Source organism: Alcaligenes sp. SMD-FA, assembly GCF_025960365.1.
Classification (GTDB): Bacteria; Pseudomonadota; Gammaproteobacteria; order Burkholderiales; family Burkholderiaceae_B; genus Alcaligenes; species Alcaligenes aquatilis.
The window spans coordinates 2,863,317-2,878,394 of sequence record NZ_CP110108.1 but is presented as its reverse complement, the minus strand read 5'-3'; the positions used below and the strand labels follow the sequence as shown (position 1 = coordinate 2,878,394).

Below are 15,078 nucleotides of genomic sequence, written 5' to 3'. Positions count from 1 at the left end.
TTTCAAGTAATTAAAGCTGTATTCCTGGTGTTCTACAACAATGGGTTTCCGTTTGTTCTGTTTCATTTTGAAATGATAAAAACGGTAACATTAACAAGATTCGACACAAAACAGGTAAGTAAAAGTTTCAAATTAGCTGTTTTTTAGCCTTTTTTCATGGGAATTTGGCTGTTGTAAATACACAATCATGCGTTTTTCGTATCTTTAGGCTAGAATTCGTTTGTGTATTTAACGGTTGTTACACGTAAACCCTAGTAAAAACATAGACATACCTGGGTTTAAGATGATTTCATCTGAAAAATACAAAAATTGATAACAGTTAGCGGTGAAAGTTGCCAAATTTGGCAAAGTGTTGTGCCCCGAGGGGCCTCTAGCCCTCGCCATTGAGGGTGGTTTTTTCTTTTTAAATGGGGACGGTCATGAAGACTCAACTTCAGCAATTCTGGAACGATGAAGACGGTGCAACGGCTATTGAATACGGCCTGATCGCAGGGCTGATCGCTGTGGCGATTATTGCTGCTTTGACAGCACTCGGTGCCGATTTGCGTGCGATGTTTGAGAAGGTTTCCACGTCAGTTAAGGCTGGAACGGAAGGCACAACCAAATCGGGGGGGTAATCTCTAGTTTTAATTACGAGATTGTTGTTCGAGCATCAGCCAATTCAAGAATGGCTGTGCCTTTTAGCTTGAATGGCTGATGCTTATGCCCGTTTTAATTAATCTTTCTTTTATTTTTATTCTGTTTTTCTTTTCCGTTCAGATTATTTATAACGATCTGAGATTACGGAAAATTCCTAATGCCTTATTAGTTTTTTATGGTTTAGCGGTTCTGCTGCATAAGCTTGTTGTTAGCCTGTCTTATGGCCTTCCTTTTGGATGGGTGGCGGGTTGGGGGGACTCCTTGATCGGTTTTGCAGCCGCCCTGATCGTGTTTTATCCAGTCTGGTTATTACGTTTGATGGGGGCAGCCGATGTAAAGCTGATGGCGGTGCTGGGCCTGGCCTTGGGGTGGAAAGAAGCCGGCATGGTGGTGTTGTTTGGCACGGTATTGGCCGGTTTGCATGCCTTGGTACTGGTGCTGATTCCATCGTTGGAACGTAAGTACGGATTTGCTTTGCCGGGCGTCCGGGTCAAGGCACGTAGTGTGCCCTTGGGGGCCTGGTTATGCCTTGCAACAATGGGGTGGGTATGGATTCACAATCAATAAAGCCCCCACGAGAGGGCCAATTCGCAAAACGGCGTGGTGTCGATAAAAAGTACCAACAAGGAGCCTACGCGCTGGAGTTTGCATTGGTTTTTCCCCTGCTGTTTCTCTTTATGTATGGCTTGCTGACGTTCGGTTTGATCATGACCGCCCAGCAGTCTTTGAATTTTGCGGCCGAATCCGGTGCCCGTGCTGCCCTGATTGAGCCAGGTGCTGGGCCGGGCGGCCCTATGCTTAGCCCGGATCGTTTGCAGGCACGCGCGGATCGCGCCAAGGCAGTGGCTGCCGATCAGGTGCAGTGGTTAAGCAGTTGGGTGGGCAGTGAGCATGTACGCATCACCACGGATTTGCATAGTGAAGAGCTGCGTGTTGGCATTGTGTACGACTATCTTCAAGCCCCGCTGATTCCCCGTTTCGCTCCCGATACCTTGTTTGCCTTGGTGGTGCCCGAACAATTAAAGGGCAATGCGCAAATTAATTTGCTGGTCGCTGGCGAAGTGGGCGCAATGGGGGGCACGCCATGACTCGGTTAGCCCAGTCCTTGCCTGCCACGCAGCGCCAGCAAGGCATTGCTGCTATCGAATTCGCCTTGATGGTGGGGGTTCTACTGCTGATCTTCAGCGGCATCATCACGTTTAGCTCTTTGTTTTTGGCCAAGCAGAAAATGAGCCATCTGGTCGGTGACCTTTCCCGGCAAGTGACGATGCACGTCAAAACCGTGGATGAAATTGCCCCCTTTTTGAATGACGTACTGGCGAAAGATTATGGCAAGGGCCAAGCCAAGAGCGATGCGTTTTTGCATTGGTTTGGCGATCTTAGTGCGGATGTTCAGTCCCAGGCCTGTACCTCGGAGTCGCAGTACGACTGCGCCCAGATTTCCCTGACGCTGGATATTGAACCCGGAATCCTTTCTCAAACCCTGGATCTGCTCAGACCTGAAGAAGATCAGGCAGATCCATTGCGCAGCTTAAGCGCCAAGACATTACTCGTACTACGGAGACCACATTAATGAGCGGCATTATGAAGGGGGCAGCAGTCCTTTTATTGCTGATCGCAGCCGTGCTGGTTGCGTTTGCCTTGTACCTGGGTATGAAGCCCAAACCCGAGGTCATCCAGCCAGTAGTTAGCACGCAAAACACAGAGCCTGCGGCCAGCTTGCAGGCGGTGGTTCTGGTCAAACGAGATGTGAAAGCCGGGGAAACCTTGCAGGCCGATGCCCTGGAGCTGGCGCAGTGGCCTGCCGCTCCCGCTCAGTCTTTCAATAACTTGGAGGCCTTGACCGGCAAAACCTTGCGTTTTGATCTGGGCCAGGGCCAGCCAGTGCTGAGCAGTTTCATTGCTAAAAGCTTGGCCACGTATCTGGAAGATGGCGAGCGGGCCGTCACCATTCCCATTGACGTGATTACCGGCGCCAGCCATAGGGTGGAGCCGGGTGATCTGGTTGATATTTTCATCACCTTCAATAGTGGTAACGAGGTCAACGACACGCAAGCCCGTTTGTTGATGCCGCGTGTGCGCGTGCTGGCCTACGGCGGTGCCTCGCTGTCCGGGCCGGATCCGGTGCAAGCCAATACCAACAATCGTGCCGAGACCCAAGCCCGCCATGCCATGTTGGCGGTCCCTGTGGAGTCGGTCAATGAGCTTTTGCTGGCCAGCCGCAGCGGCGGCCTGCAATTGGTCTTGCGTGCGCCCCAGGACGAAAACCTGCCTGATGCTTCTTTATTCCCCGAATTTGCGGGCTTGATTCCAGCGCGTGCGGGGCTGGACGCGGATCAACGCGACGCCTTGAAATTGCCGGAAAACCGTGCGATGGCCGGTTTGGGCTTGCGCGAGTTTGCCATCAGCCAGACTGAAAAAGAGCAGGTTCAGGCACGAGCCAAAGCCAATGGTGAACCGTATGCGGCGCCGCCGCGCCGCACGGAAGTCATCCGCGGGGGCCGTTTAGAGGTCATTCAGTATTAAGCAATACACATCTTGTTGTGGGGACGGGTCAGCCAAGCTGTGGGGGCTGACGGGAAGCGACGCAAGGCAGCATGGATTAAACACATGAGACAGAAAATCAAAAAAGCGGGTCTGGGTTTGGGGTGCTGGTACGCGCTCTGCTTGTTGGGTCTGGCACCGATTCCAGCCATGGCACAAACGACGCAGACCAGCGCCAGCCAGAAGGTGATTCGCCTGGTCGCTAACGATCAGGATGTTTTGCGCTTGTCGCAAGTGCCGCAGCGTGTGGCGATCAGCGATGAAAGTGTGGCGGATGTGCAGATCCTGTCTGCGTCGGCCGGACAGCGGGGCGAGGTTCTGCTGATTGGCAAGCGTGCAGGCACAGCGGATTTGCGTGTCTGGATGCCGGGTCGCACCAACCCGGATCGCTGGACCATTGAAGTGACCAGCCAGGTGCAGCAGCAACTGGCGCAATCGGGCAGCCCTCTGTCGGCACAGATCTCCAGTGCCGGGCAGCAGTCCTTGATTACGGGGAGTAGTCCGTCTTTGCTGGATCATCAAAATGCCATGGCCGCAGCACGTTCTGGCTCCGGCCCGGATGCGGATGTGCTGGACCTGTCCGAGGTCAGCACCAGTGGCATGGTGCAGGTAGAAGTCAAAGTGGTGGAGGTTTCCCGTGAAGTGATGAAGGACATCGGCCTGAGTGCCAATGCCATTGGCGGTAAACCCTGGTCGGGCGGAGTGAACTTGCTGCCTCAGGCTTTAAGCGGCGGTTTGAGTCTGGCGTATAACTCGCGCAACTTTAGTGCGGCCTTGAATCTGCTGGAGCAAAATGGCTTGGCCCGTGTGCTGGCCGAGCCGACTTTGGTCGCCATGTCCGGCCATAGCGCCAGCTTTCTGTCCGGTGGCGAAATCCCTATCCCCAGCTCGGGCGGTTTGGGAACGACCACGGTGGAATACAAGCCTTTCGGGATTGGTTTGACGGTGACGCCAACCGTGCTGTCTCCCGAACGTATTGCCTTGAAGGTTGCCCCGGAAGCCAGTGATCTGGATTACTCACGTGTGGTGGAAATGCCCGGTGGCGGCGTGATGCCTTCACTGCGCACCCGCCGTGCCGATACCACGATCGAGCTGGGTGATGGCCAGAGCTACATCATCAGTGGCCTGGTGTCGCGCCAAACCGCAGCCGCCGTCAAAAAGATCCCCTTCCTGGGTGATCTGCCGATTCTGGGCAGTTTTTTCCGCAACGTGCAGTACAGCCAGAAAGAGCTGGAACTGGTCATTGTCGTCACGCCCCGTCTGATCAAACCTATCCAGAAAGGTGCCACGATTGCCTTGCCGGGTGGTCGTCAGGAAAAGCTGGATGACGCACCCAATGCCTGGGGCTACTTCTTGCTGGGCCGTCATGGTTACGAGCAGATGCCAGGGTTTTCGCGCTAAGCGCGTGGAGTGGTGACGTGCAACGATATCGGGAATATCTCTTGTGTACAGAGCACCCCGAGCTGGCTGTGATGATCAATACGGCAGCCGCCGGCTTGCTGACGGTAAGGGCGATTGAGCCCACGACCGAGAGTTTGCGCCGGGAGTTGGCCAAGCAAGCAGAACCTTTGGTGTTTTTTGACTTTGTGCATGGACAGCATGGGGATAAAAACGGACCGGTCATGACTTTGGTGCGCAGCCTGGCCCGGCTCGATGCCAGTGTGCAGCGTGTGGCGGTGGGACGGGCCTCGGTGCCGCAGGGGCCTGTGAATGCCTTGCGTGCGGGTGCCAATGAGTTCCTGAACCTGGATACGACTGAAGACCTGCATCATCAGTTGCAGGTGCTGATAGAAAAACTGGGGCAGGCCCAGCATAGCCCTTTGCTGGACAAGCCTTTTCGCAGTGTTTTGTTGATGGGCGCGCGTATTGGCGTCGGTTGCAGCACCGCCGCCAGCAGTCTGGCCTGGCTCTTGCAGCAAGAGATGAATCGCGTGGGCAAGGAAGTTCGCGGTGTGTCTTCAGCCAAGCCTTTACCGATTGAGCTGGTGCCGCTGACCGAGCGGGTAGGTTTGCTGGATTTGGGAGCGCCTACCGGAGACTGTGCGTTGTACATGGGCTTGGGGTCGGATTTTGACTTTATTCAGGCCGCCTCGCAGCGTCATCGCATGGACGACACCATGCTGCACTCGGCGCTGGCGCAGCACAGTAGCGGTTTGAACCTACTGTCTTTGCCCGCCGATGTGAACACCTTGAATCAGATCAGTCTGGAGGATTCGCTGGGCCTGTGCAGTTATTTGCGTGAACGCATGGGCTGTCTGGTCATTGATGCCGGTGGCTTTCCTAATCCGCGTTTTCTGGTGGAACTGGAGTCGCTGGTGGACGAGGTGCTGGTGGTAACCGACCAAAGTATGGGAGCGCTGGTATCCCTGGCGGAATTCATGGCTGTGCGTGCGCAGTTCGATGCGCTGGCCAATGTGCGTCTGGTGGTCAATCAGTTTGATCCGGCTTACGGCTTTTCGGGGCAAGCCATTGCAGAGCGCTTTGGCCTGGAACTGGCAGCCGTGCTACCGGATCGGCGTCTTGGGCATATGCGCAGCGCCGGGTTGGGCAAGATTTTGGTGCAAGTGGATGAGAAGGACCCGTATACCCGTGCCTTGCAAAGTCTGGCATCGGGGCTGACGGGACGCAGGCAGGGGCTGTCACAAAACAAGGTCAGTTCGGTTTTGGGACGGTTGAAATTCAGGTTCGGGGGCTGAACAGGCCCAAGCATGGAAAAGTAAAGCATGAACAATACTTCATTGCTCGGTGGTCGTCCCGACCTGATTCAGGTTCGGGAACAGGCCCATGAACATTTGCTGGCTCGCATCGAGGAGTTGGGAGCCGAGTTTGGCCGCTGGACACGGCAGGCCATTCAGGATTTTGTGGGTATCGAATTAGCCAGCTTTGTGCGTTTGAAGCGGGTGCCTGTCAACGAACAGGAAGTGCGCGAGATCGTGCAGGCGCTTACTCGTGAACTGGCGGGTTTGGGGCCTTTGGAGGATCTGCTGGAAGATCCTGGGGTCGAAGATATTCTGATCAACGGCTACGACAAGCTGTTTGTGTCGCGTGGTGGCGTTCTGGGGCGTGAACCCAGCGGCTTTACCGACGATCAGCATGTGCTGCGCATTGTGCGTCGTATTTTGGCTCCGCTGGGACGCAGGTTGGACGAGTCGGTTCCGATGGTCGATGCCCGTTTGCCCGATGGTGGTCGCCTGAACGTGGTCATTCACCCCTTGGCGGTGGATGGCCCCATGGTCTCCATCCGCAAGTTCCGCAAGGATCCGCTCAAACCGGAAGACTTGCTGCGCCTGGGGGCCTTTGACGAACCGGTTGACCGCTTGCTGCAAGCGGCCGTGGCTTCGCGTTGCAATATTTTGATTTCTGGCGGGACCAGCTCGGGCAAGACCTCTTTGCTAAATGCGCTGGCCTTTTACATCCCCAAGACCGAGCGCGTTGTCACAGTAGAGGATACCGCCGAACTGGCCTTGAACCACCCGCATGTAGTGCGTCTGGAAGCGCGTCAGGCAGGATATGACGGCAGTGGCGAGATTTCGATTCGTGAACTGTTGCGTAACAGCTTGCGTATGCGTCCTGACCGGGTGGTGGTGGGTGAGGTGCGAGGTGCCGAAGTCATCGACATGCTGCAGGCCATGAACACCGGCCATGAAGGTTCCATGGCCACAATCCACGCCAACTCGCCGCGTGAATGTGTGTATCGAGTGGAAATGCTGGCCGGTTTTGCGGGTTTCCAGGGTAGTGAAGACAGCTTGCGCCGGCAGATTGCCAGTGCGCTGGACTTCATTATTCAGATTGGTCGCTTGCCCAACGGCAAGCGCCGGGTGCTGTCTATTACCGAAGTGACCGGCATGGGCGATGGCGTGATTGCCATGCAAGAGCTGTATCGCCACGAATCCTATGTGCTGGACGATGGCACCGAACAGGATCGTTGGGTCAGCCTGGGCATTCATCCGCATACCCGCAAGTTGCTGCAGTATCGCGACCAACTGGCTAACGAGCAAGTTCAGGCCCAGGAAAACACGCCTAAAGAAGGCGGTGGTTTTTGGGATTGGAGACGCTAAATGATGGCGTTGTATATCGCTTTGGCGGCTGTGATTTTAATGCTGGGGGCGTTGCTGCTTTGGGCCAAAGGTGCACAGCACCAGCAGGCACAGCGTTCAGCCCACGTTCTGGAGCAGCAGTTGGCTTTGCGCCCGGCGGTACAGAGCAGCGTACGGGCACAGCCCGGCACCCAGGATGCCTGGTTGGGCGCACCGAAAGGGTGGCGTGAGTTCATGCTGCGCACCGGGATTCGGCCCTCGCAGCGTTTTTATCTGACCCTTTTGCTGTGCATCGTGGTGCCGCCTGCTGTCTTGCTGGTGCTGGTTGGCCCTGTGGCGGGGGGCGCCATGCTGCTTGCGACGGTGCTGGGAGCCTATACCTTTTTGTGGTTTCGCAGCGATAAGCGTCACCGCAAAATCGTTTCGCAGATTCCGGACTTTCTGGATCTGATGGTTCGCTTGATCACCATCGGTAACAGTATGGGCGCGGCCTTTTTAAGTGCGGCTGACAACACGCCGCAACCTTTGGGCCAGGTGTTGCAGGATGCCAACTCCCTGCATCGGTCTGGTCAGGATCTGGATGTGGCCTTGCGTGCGGTGTCGCGCCAACACGGCTTGCATGAGCTGTTTTTGGTGGCTGCCGTTATCAGCGTAGCGATGCGTTTTGGTGGCCGTAGTGACCAGACCATGGAACGTATGGCGGGTTTCATGCGTGACCGGGAAAATGCGCGCAGTGAGCTGGTCGCCTTGTCGGCTGAAGTACGCCTGTCCGCCTGGATTTTGGCTTTATTGCCGATCCTGATCGGGGTCTACATTCTGATTTTCAATAACGAGCTGTTCCTGACGATGTGGAATGACCCGGTGGGTTTTCGCATGCTGTTGTTCGCAGCAGTCCTGCAGTGTGTGGGTTGTTATTGGCTGTATTGGATGGCACGCAATGTCTAGGAGCAAGACATGATGGCCTTGGAAGCACAAACCGTTCTGGTCTGGGGAGCCGTGGCTTGCGCATTGGCAGGCTTGATTCTGTTTGCTTTGTGGTTTCACCACCATTGGCAGCAGCGTCAGCAAGCCACGCGTTTAAGCCAGGTCGTTGATGAACGCCTGAAAGGTGCAGCGCATACGTCGCAGGCGCCTAGCCAGTCTCGTCAAACGGTGGAACAGATCAAGATGCAGGCAGGCAGTTTGGGGGAGCGTTGGCTTAAAGGGCGCTTCGGATCCAGCCTGCTTAGTGAAGAAGATCGTGTGCTCGTCATGAATGCTGGCTTCAAGCATATTGATGTGGCGCGGCAGTATTTCGTCTTGAGTCGAGTCGGCCTGAGCATTTTCCTGATCATCTTGTTCAGCTTGCTGCCCATGACGCGCAGGCTAAATGAGTATGTGCCGTTTGTGTCCGTGTTCATTGGTTTTGCCCTGGGCTGGATGTTACCCAAATGGTGGCTGGTACGCCGCGTCTCGCAGCGTCGTCTGCGTATCGCTGCCGAGCTGCCTTTGTTTGTGGACTTGCTGCGTTTGTTGCAAGGCGTGGGCCTGTCCATGGACCAGACCTTGCACACCATCGAGCGTGAATTTCATGACGTGATTCCCGTTATGGGTTCCGAGCTGACCATTGCGGTCGAGCAATACGCCCGTGGCCGTACTCGTGAGCAGTCTTTGGAGCGGATTGCCAGCGGCTTTACCAACGAGGATCTGGCCGTCATCTGCCGCCTGATTGTGCAGGTGGATCAGCACGGCGGTGCCATGCAAGAACCCTTGCACCGCTTCGGTGTGCGCTTGCGCGAGCAGCGTCGTCTGGAGCTGAAGGCCAAAGTGGGCAAATTGACGGTGAAGATGACGGGCGTCATGGTGCTGACTTTGCTGCCTGCCTTGTTGATTATTACTGCAGGGTCGGGTTTTCTGGCCTTGTTCCGTGGCTTGAGCCAAGTGGCCGGAGGATGATTTTAATGAAAACGTCGACATGGATTCGTCCCGTAATGCGCTGGGCTGCACTGGGTTTGGGCAGTACCTTGCTGGTGGCGTGCTCCACCACGGATTCTGCTTACGAGCTGGTGCGTCAGCAACAGGAGCAGGAAGCCTTTTTGCAGAGCAAAGAGATTGAGCACTGGGAAAAGCGCAAGCCCACCGACAAGCAGATGGCGGTACGCATGCTGCAAGAGACGCAGAAGCAGGGACGTTACTTTGCGTCCCTGGCCTATGCCGAGGCCATGGAAAAAGAATACGGCACCGATCCAGAGGTCATGGTGTTGCGGGCCGAGGCGCAGCGTCAAACCGGGCAGTTGGAACAAGCCGCGCATACGTTTAAGGCTCTGTTGAATACGCCAGTGGCCGGGAGGGCTTATCAAGGCTTGGGTTTGATCGCTGGTTCGCAAGAGCACTTTGATCAGGCCGCCCATTTTCTGAAACAGGCCGCTCAGCAAGACCCTACGAACGCGATTGTCCAAAGCGATCTGGCCTATGCCTACTTGCGTTCCGGCCGCCCCCAGGAAGCACGTCTGGCCTTGGGTAAGGCCGCAGAACTGGCCCCGGACAATCCCAAGATCTTGAGCAATATGGCCTTGTATCTGCTGGTTAGTCAGGAGACGCAGCGGGCCGGTTTTGTGATGCAGCAGGCGGGTATGGACCCGGCAACCCAGCAAGCCATTGTGCAGATGGCCGAGCAAATTGGGCAGGAACTAGAGCAATTGCATGCGCGTCAGCAAATGCAGAAACAACAGGAGCGGCGCATGGCAGCGGCTGCAAAGGATGAGCAGGCCAGAGCTCAGGCGGTGGCATTGAGCTCAGCCCCCTCGGTGGCAGCGGATCAAGTGGTCTTGAATCGATCCGTTCAGCCTCAGCGTCAGGTTGTGGCTCGTCCCGCCTCTGTTGTGGTTTCCTCCACGCAAGCGGGCTTGAACCGACCCTTGCTCGAGAGCCTGGGCCCTGTGTCCTCGTCAATGAATTGATTGCCGTTTTTTCAAGGATATCGCAATGAACCGATCCCGCATTTTGGCCTGCTGCACCTTGTTGATGGCCAGTAGTGCCTGGGCGCAGACACAAGCTCCGCTGACTGGAACCATGGTTTCAGGCACCAGCACCTACCCGGTCAGCACCAGCCCGGCAGCAGCCAGCAATCAGGGTGTGCATACACCGGCCGCTCCGGTGGCGGAAACAGTGCCCGCTGAACGTCAGCCTTACGAGAAGTACCGCTTGAGTGATGAGGAAGTACATCCTTGGCCTGAAGTGGAAGGCCTGCCTGTGCATGTGCAGAACGAGCGTCGCCATATCCCACCACGCATCGAGGTGGGCCCTGATACCCGCAGCCTACTTAGCATGCAGGCCGACCCGGACCGGGAAGGCAAGGCCTTGCCCGTGCACGGAGCCGCAGCCAATCTGGTGTGGGAGCGTTACTTGAACAGCTTCAAGCATCCCATTCCTGAGTACATGAAAGAACGCATCAAAACAAACAGTAGTGATTAAGCCTATAAGGCTGGAGCAGGCCAGGAGAGCGAGATGAAATGGGGAATAACTCGAACCCAAAACGAGCAGGCACACAAGCAGCAAGGTTCCATTATTGTGCCTGCGGCCGCAGCTTTGCTGGTGGGGCTGGTGCTGCTGGGGGCGGCGCACCTGGGGCATAACTTCCATGTGAAGCGGGGGCTGCAAAACGCGGCTGACCTGGCTGCCTTGGCGGGGGCGCAGGCCCTGGGTTCTGGGGATGCACTGGGCTGCCAGCAAGGTGAGAACATGGCCAGGTTCAGCCTGCGTAGCCAACCCGATTCGCCTGCGGCGGGTTTGACGGGCGATGGCGCCAAAGTCCTTTGTGGTCAATGGAACAGCAACCAAAGTGACCCGACCCAGCGCTTCGTGCCGGCCTTGCCCGCTGACTCGGTGCGCGTCCACTTGAGTTATCAACCCCCTTCCTTGTTTCCCTTTTTCACCTCCTCGGTGATCGAAGCGGTTGCCACTGCCAAGAACAGCGAGCCGGTTGCGACCTTTTCCGTGGGCAGTCGATTGCTGTCCTTAAAACGCAATGGCCTGGTCTATAACCTGCTGCGCGGCGTAGGTCTGCGTCCGGATCAATTGACGGTGCTGGACTCAGCCGGTCTGGTCAATGCCAAAATTACGCCTTCCGGTTTGTTGAAAGCCCTGGGATTGCCTGCCACTGTCATTGCCGGTGTCGGAACGCCGCAGGAGTTGGCGCAACTGGAGCAACTGACCTTGGCTGATTTGCTAAGTGCCAGTCTGGATTTGCTGGATCAGCAAAAAACACTGGGTCTGGATGTTGGCGCCTTACAGGACTATATTCGCTTGCTGCTGGGTGTCGGCCCCCTGGATTTGCCGATCAAGCTGCTGGGGGATGGCGGTATCTTGGCCCTGATCAATGGTGTGGATCCTCTGTCGGCCTTGAATGTGAATCTGGATGTGCTGCAATTGGTCAACACCGGTTTGGTGGTGGCCAATGGTCAGAACCTGATCGATCTGAGCCTGACGGCGCTGCCAGCCGGTTTGACCGATATGTTCAATAATGCCCTGGATTTGCGAGTACGGATCGTAGAGCCGCCTAGTATTGCCATGGGCGGGGTAGGCACTAAAGCGAATTCGGCAGGTGTACGTGTTTATCTGAATCTGGATACCTCCAAGATTCCGCTGGCAGGCCCGATTTTGAAAATCCTGGGGACGGAAGTCAGCCTGCCGGTCATTATCGAATTGTCCCAGGCCTCTGGCGAACTGGTGAATATCTGCCGCGCTCCGATTGCCGAGAATCAGGCCACCATTGCGGTCAGTTCCTCCTTGGTGAACGTGTGTCTGGGCAAATTTCCGCATTCGGATTTCTTCTCGACCAGCAACAGTTGCAAGGATGAGTCCTTTGGGGATATTCAGCGTCACCGCATCATTAACGTGCTGGGTATTTTGCCCTTGACGGCCAAAGTGACCTTACCCCTGATTGATACCAAAGATCCGGTTCACGTGACGCTGACGGCACCTCCGGGCGAGCCTTCGGAAGCGACTGTCAATGCCACTCAACTGGACCTGTCCCGTAGTGTGCGTCTGCTCTCTGATGCCGTTCTTTCCGGCATTCTTGGTGATTTGTTGAACACCCCATGGAGCGGTGCATCCGGCAAGCGTCAGATGGCAGAAAGTCTGGTGGGGGATGGGGCAGGTCGATCAGTGTCGGCTGTTGTGAACGAGATGAACTGGTCCAAGGAGCGCATGGAGCAATTGTCTCGAACCATGAGCCAGAACGGCTTGATTGGTGTGCTGGGCGGAACCCTGGGCTTTGTCGATAATTTGCTGACAACCCTGCTGGGTGCGCCCTTGAGTGATCTGGCCTGCGTGATCGGTGGTATTGGTGGTCAGCAAGCGATGCGCGAGTGCCGGACAGGTGCGGTCGAGGTATTGGTCTTTAAAGACTCCAACCTGGTCGGTGCCGTATTAAGTCTGGTCGTCGCTTTGTTGGACCCTGTGTTGCAAGGTTTGAGTGCGCTGCTGGAGGGGTTGCTAAAGCTGCTGGGCCTGAGTCTGGTCGAGGCTGATGTGAAACTTCATGATGTGCAGTGTGGTACTGCCTATCTGGTGCAATAGGGCGGGAGGCGAACACAGCAATGAGTGTCAGCTTTATGGGTAATGAACCTGTTTTATACGTCTGGGAGGGCAGCTCTGATCTGGTGACGCGCGCTGAGCGTGCCATGGAGCCCAGTTCGGTAGCGGTCATGCGCGTAGAGCCTTCCTTGGTGCTGGACGCCGAGCGTCATCCCACGCGTCATGCGGTTGCTCTGGTGTCTGTCAGTGTGATGGCCCAGGGGCGTTTTGAGCAGCACCAATGGCTGGTTGAGCATGCCATTCCGGTGATCTGGGTCGCTTCGGAGAACCGGGGCTATGACCCCCGTTTTTACCCGTCGGCGTACTCCTATACTTTGCCGCTTTCTTTCAGTCAGGCCGAGTTGCGTACCCTGGTTGCCAAGTTGGCCGGCTTGACCGCACAGGTCGAGCGTGAAGGGCAGGGTGGCCCTCAGCCATTAGTTGCCGTCTCGCCTGTGATGCGAGCCTTGATTGCTGAGGCGGATATGTACGCCGATAGCGGGGCCAGTGTGCTGATTCATGGCGAAACAGGCGTGGGTAAAGAGCGTATTGCCCAACTGTTGCACGAGCGCTCCTCACGTGCCCAAGGCCCTTTCGTTCCGGTGAACTGCGGGGCAGTGCCCGAGGGTTTGTTCGAGGCTCATTTCTTCGGCCATGCGAAAGGGGCCTTTACGGGCGCAATTGGCGCTCATAAAGGCTATTTCGAGCAGGCAGATCAAGGCACCCTGTTTCTGGACGAAATCGGGGATTTGCCCTTGCATCAACAGGTCAAACTACTGCGCGTTCTGGAGCAGCGCTGCGTGACGCGCCTGGGGTCGACGCAACAGATCCCGGTCGATTTTCGTATGGTCGCGGCCACCAATAAAAACCTCTTGGGTTTGGTGCAGCAGGGTCAGTTTCGCGCTGATCTGTATTACCGTCTGGCCGTGGTTGAGCTGCTGATTCCGAATCTGGAGCAGCGCGGCTCTCAGGAAAAGATCGCTATTTTCTGCGCCTTGCTGGAACAGGCGCTGGAATGTGACGTTGAAGATATTCCGCAATGGGTGCTGGATGCCGTAGGCAACATGCGCTTTAACGGTAATGTGCGGGAACTGGCTAATCTGGTTGAACGTGTTGCTGTCATGAGTAAACAGTTCGGTGCCTGGGAGTCGGTACAACTGCGGCAAGTGCTGGAACGCTTTAACGCCCCGGTGATGGCTCCGGCCATGGCTTTGCCTGAAGGGGCGCCTATTTTGGAGCGGCCCGAGCCGGTCATCAGCCTGAGTGCGCAGGAGCAGGAGGAGCGCGCTCGCATTATCAATGTTCTGGATACGCAGAACTGGCGACGCCAGGATACGGCTGCTGTATTAGGAATTTCTCGCAAAGTCTTGTGGGAAAAGATGCGCAAATTCAACATAAAGGCACAAGATGCGACAACGCGCGTTTAGAATACGGGCTGATTCTGTGTATCAAGCTAAACACAAAAAAATGGATTATCAAGGGATGGGTATGGTGAACCTTAGTCAGAAGACGGCGGCGTTGCTGTCCTTGGGAGGACTTTTTTTATTGTCAGGGTGCAGCTCGATGTCTTTGGTGCAGGAGCCAGAGCGGCCTGTAGTGGCGCAAACTCAAGAGCAAGATGTCCAGGAAGTGGCGCCTGTCGCTTCGCCGGAAGTGGCCCCTACACCGGCACCGGCTCCTGCCTATCAGAACACCACTGTGGCCCAGTTGCAGCAGTTGATTCAGGCGCGTGCCGTCCAAGAGCTGCGTACTGCCTATAACGGTCGTTTTGGTGCCAGCTTGCTGTTCTCTGCCGAGAGCATGACGTATTACGTGGCCCTGTTTCAGCAGCGTGAATTCTGGCGTGTGTTCAAGACCACCGACGAATCCCTGGCCGAGCGTATGTACACCCAGTACCGTCAGGACACAGTAGACTATGCCGCCGCTGATCTGGAGCGCATCAAGCTGCAGGCCGAAGTGGCTGATGCTGAAAAGAAATTGAATGAAAGCGCGGACCAGTTGACTGTTTTGCAAAACGATCTGGCTTTGCAGCGTCAGCAAGAAGCTTTGGCCATCGCCCAGCGTGAAGAGTCCCGCCGCGAAGCTCAGGCTCTGGCAGAGCAGGAACGTGAAGCCCGTGAGCAGCTGCGTGAATTGCAGCGTCAGATCAATGAGTTGGAGAAGCAGCGCGCTGGGATGTTGCAGCGTCAGAAAGGGCGTTGATGGCTTGAAAAGCGTGATGAAAAACCCGCAGCAGTTTTGTGACTGTGCGGGTTTTTTTTATGTCTGAAGGGAAAGCGCCCTTGGCTGACCTTATGCCCTT

General features: G+C 56.1%; 15 protein-coding genes. All 15 read left to right on the top strand.

Annotation, left to right across the window (positions count from 1 at the left end):
* The first annotated feature begins 419 nt into the window (after window positions 1-419).
* The gene (locus OKX01_RS13290) at window positions 420-617 is read left to right on the top strand and encodes a Flp family type IVb pilin (protein WP_094197402.1); all 198 of its coding nucleotides are present in this window, start codon (window positions 420-422) and stop codon (window positions 615-617) included.
* Window positions 618-696: 79 nt separating this feature from the next.
* Window positions 697-1,206, top strand: coding sequence for a prepilin peptidase (locus tag OKX01_RS13285; protein ID WP_319802189.1), 510 nt, complete (start codon window positions 697-699; stop codon window positions 1,204-1,206).
* A complete protein-coding gene (locus tag OKX01_RS13280; protein WP_319802188.1) occupies window positions 1,164-1,727 on the top strand; it encodes a TadE family protein in 564 nt (187 codons plus the stop codon). Before OKX01_RS13285 ends, OKX01_RS13280 begins: the two co-directional genes overlap by 43 nt.
* A complete protein-coding gene (locus OKX01_RS13275; RefSeq protein ID WP_264671841.1) occupies window positions 1,724-2,212 on the top strand; it encodes a TadE/TadG family type IV pilus assembly protein in 489 nt (162 codons plus the stop codon). Before OKX01_RS13280 ends, OKX01_RS13275 begins: the two co-directional genes overlap by 4 nt.
* Window positions 2,212-3,165 (top strand): Flp pilus assembly protein CpaB, encoded by a 954-nt coding sequence (cpaB, locus tag OKX01_RS13270; RefSeq protein WP_094197400.1) that lies wholly within the window; start codon window positions 2,212-2,214, stop codon window positions 3,163-3,165. Before OKX01_RS13275 ends, cpaB begins: the two co-directional genes overlap by 1 nt.
* A gap of 84 nt (window positions 3,166-3,249) precedes the next feature.
* Window positions 3,250-4,584, top strand: a complete 1,335-nt coding sequence (locus OKX01_RS13265) for a type II and III secretion system protein family protein (protein ID WP_094197399.1) — start codon at window positions 3,250-3,252, stop codon at window positions 4,582-4,584.
* Window positions 4,585-4,601: 17 nt separating this feature from the next.
* Window positions 4,602-5,879: an AAA family ATPase gene (locus OKX01_RS13260; protein ID WP_264671840.1), complete on the top strand. Its 1,278-nt coding sequence runs from the start codon at window positions 4,602-4,604 to the stop codon at window positions 5,877-5,879.
* A gap of 27 nt (window positions 5,880-5,906) precedes the next feature.
* Entirely contained in the window at window positions 5,907-7,241 is a 1,335-nt protein-coding gene (locus tag OKX01_RS13255; protein WP_094197398.1) for a CpaF family protein, read from the top strand.
* Window positions 7,242-8,165, top strand: coding sequence for a type II secretion system F family protein (locus OKX01_RS13250; RefSeq protein WP_230017652.1), 924 nt, complete (start codon window positions 7,242-7,244; stop codon window positions 8,163-8,165).
* Window positions 8,166-8,174: 9 nt separating this feature from the next.
* Window positions 8,175-9,155: a type II secretion system F family protein gene (locus OKX01_RS13245; RefSeq protein ID WP_108727800.1), complete on the top strand. Its 981-nt coding sequence runs from the start codon at window positions 8,175-8,177 to the stop codon at window positions 9,153-9,155.
* A 5-nt stretch (window positions 9,156-9,160) separates the two neighbouring features.
* Window positions 9,161-10,159 (top strand): tetratricopeptide repeat protein, encoded by a 999-nt coding sequence (locus OKX01_RS13240; protein WP_264671839.1) that lies wholly within the window; start codon window positions 9,161-9,163, stop codon window positions 10,157-10,159.
* A gap of 25 nt (window positions 10,160-10,184) precedes the next feature.
* On the top strand, window positions 10,185-10,673 hold the full coding sequence (locus tag OKX01_RS13235; protein ID WP_108727798.1) for a DUF3613 domain-containing protein: 489 nt from the start codon (window positions 10,185-10,187) through the stop codon (window positions 10,671-10,673).
* 33 nt (window positions 10,674-10,706) lie between these two features.
* Window positions 10,707-12,779 (top strand): pilus assembly protein TadG-related protein, encoded by a 2,073-nt coding sequence (locus OKX01_RS13230; RefSeq protein WP_264671838.1) that lies wholly within the window; start codon window positions 10,707-10,709, stop codon window positions 12,777-12,779.
* A gap of 20 nt (window positions 12,780-12,799) precedes the next feature.
* Window positions 12,800-14,203, top strand: coding sequence for a sigma 54-interacting transcriptional regulator (locus OKX01_RS13225; protein WP_094197392.1), 1,404 nt, complete (start codon window positions 12,800-12,802; stop codon window positions 14,201-14,203).
* Window positions 14,204-14,339: 136 nt separating this feature from the next.
* A complete protein-coding gene (locus OKX01_RS13220) occupies window positions 14,340-14,978 on the top strand; it encodes a DUF2968 domain-containing protein (protein WP_094197391.1) in 639 nt (212 codons plus the stop codon).
* The last annotated feature ends 100 nt before the right edge of the window (window positions 14,979-15,078 follow it).

What these genes read in the sequence shown, in the direction of transcription:
- OKX01_RS13230 (WP_264671838.1), top strand. Translation starts at nt 10,707, where the DNA reads ATGAAATGGGGAATAACTCGAACCCAAAACGAGCAGGCACACAAGCAG.
- OKX01_RS13285 (WP_319802189.1), top strand. Translation starts at nt 697, where the DNA reads ATGCTTATGCCCGTTTTAATTAATCTTTCTTTTATTTTTATTCTGTTT.
- cpaB (WP_094197400.1), top strand. Translation starts at nt 2,212, where the DNA reads ATGAGCGGCATTATGAAGGGGGCAGCAGTCCTTTTATTGCTGATCGCA.
- OKX01_RS13280 (WP_319802188.1), top strand. Translation starts at nt 1,164, where the DNA reads ATGCCTTGCAACAATGGGGTGGGTATGGATTCACAATCAATAAAGCCC.
- OKX01_RS13265 (WP_094197399.1), top strand. Translation starts at nt 3,250, where the DNA reads ATGAGACAGAAAATCAAAAAAGCGGGTCTGGGTTTGGGGTGCTGGTAC.
- OKX01_RS13220 (WP_094197391.1), top strand. Translation starts at nt 14,340, where the DNA reads ATGTCTTTGGTGCAGGAGCCAGAGCGGCCTGTAGTGGCGCAAACTCAA.
- OKX01_RS13255 (WP_094197398.1), top strand. Translation starts at nt 5,907, where the DNA reads ATGAACAATACTTCATTGCTCGGTGGTCGTCCCGACCTGATTCAGGTT.
- OKX01_RS13275 (WP_264671841.1), top strand. Translation starts at nt 1,724, where the DNA reads ATGACTCGGTTAGCCCAGTCCTTGCCTGCCACGCAGCGCCAGCAAGGC.
- OKX01_RS13250 (WP_230017652.1), top strand. Translation starts at nt 7,242, where the DNA reads ATGATGGCGTTGTATATCGCTTTGGCGGCTGTGATTTTAATGCTGGGG.
- OKX01_RS13235 (WP_108727798.1), top strand. Translation starts at nt 10,185, where the DNA reads ATGAACCGATCCCGCATTTTGGCCTGCTGCACCTTGTTGATGGCCAGT.
- OKX01_RS13240 (WP_264671839.1), top strand. Translation starts at nt 9,161, where the DNA reads ATGAAAACGTCGACATGGATTCGTCCCGTAATGCGCTGGGCTGCACTG.
- OKX01_RS13245 (WP_108727800.1), top strand. Translation starts at nt 8,175, where the DNA reads ATGATGGCCTTGGAAGCACAAACCGTTCTGGTCTGGGGAGCCGTGGCT.
- OKX01_RS13290 (WP_094197402.1), top strand. Translation starts at nt 420, where the DNA reads ATGAAGACTCAACTTCAGCAATTCTGGAACGATGAAGACGGTGCAACG.
- OKX01_RS13225 (WP_094197392.1), top strand. Translation starts at nt 12,800, where the DNA reads ATGAGTGTCAGCTTTATGGGTAATGAACCTGTTTTATACGTCTGGGAG.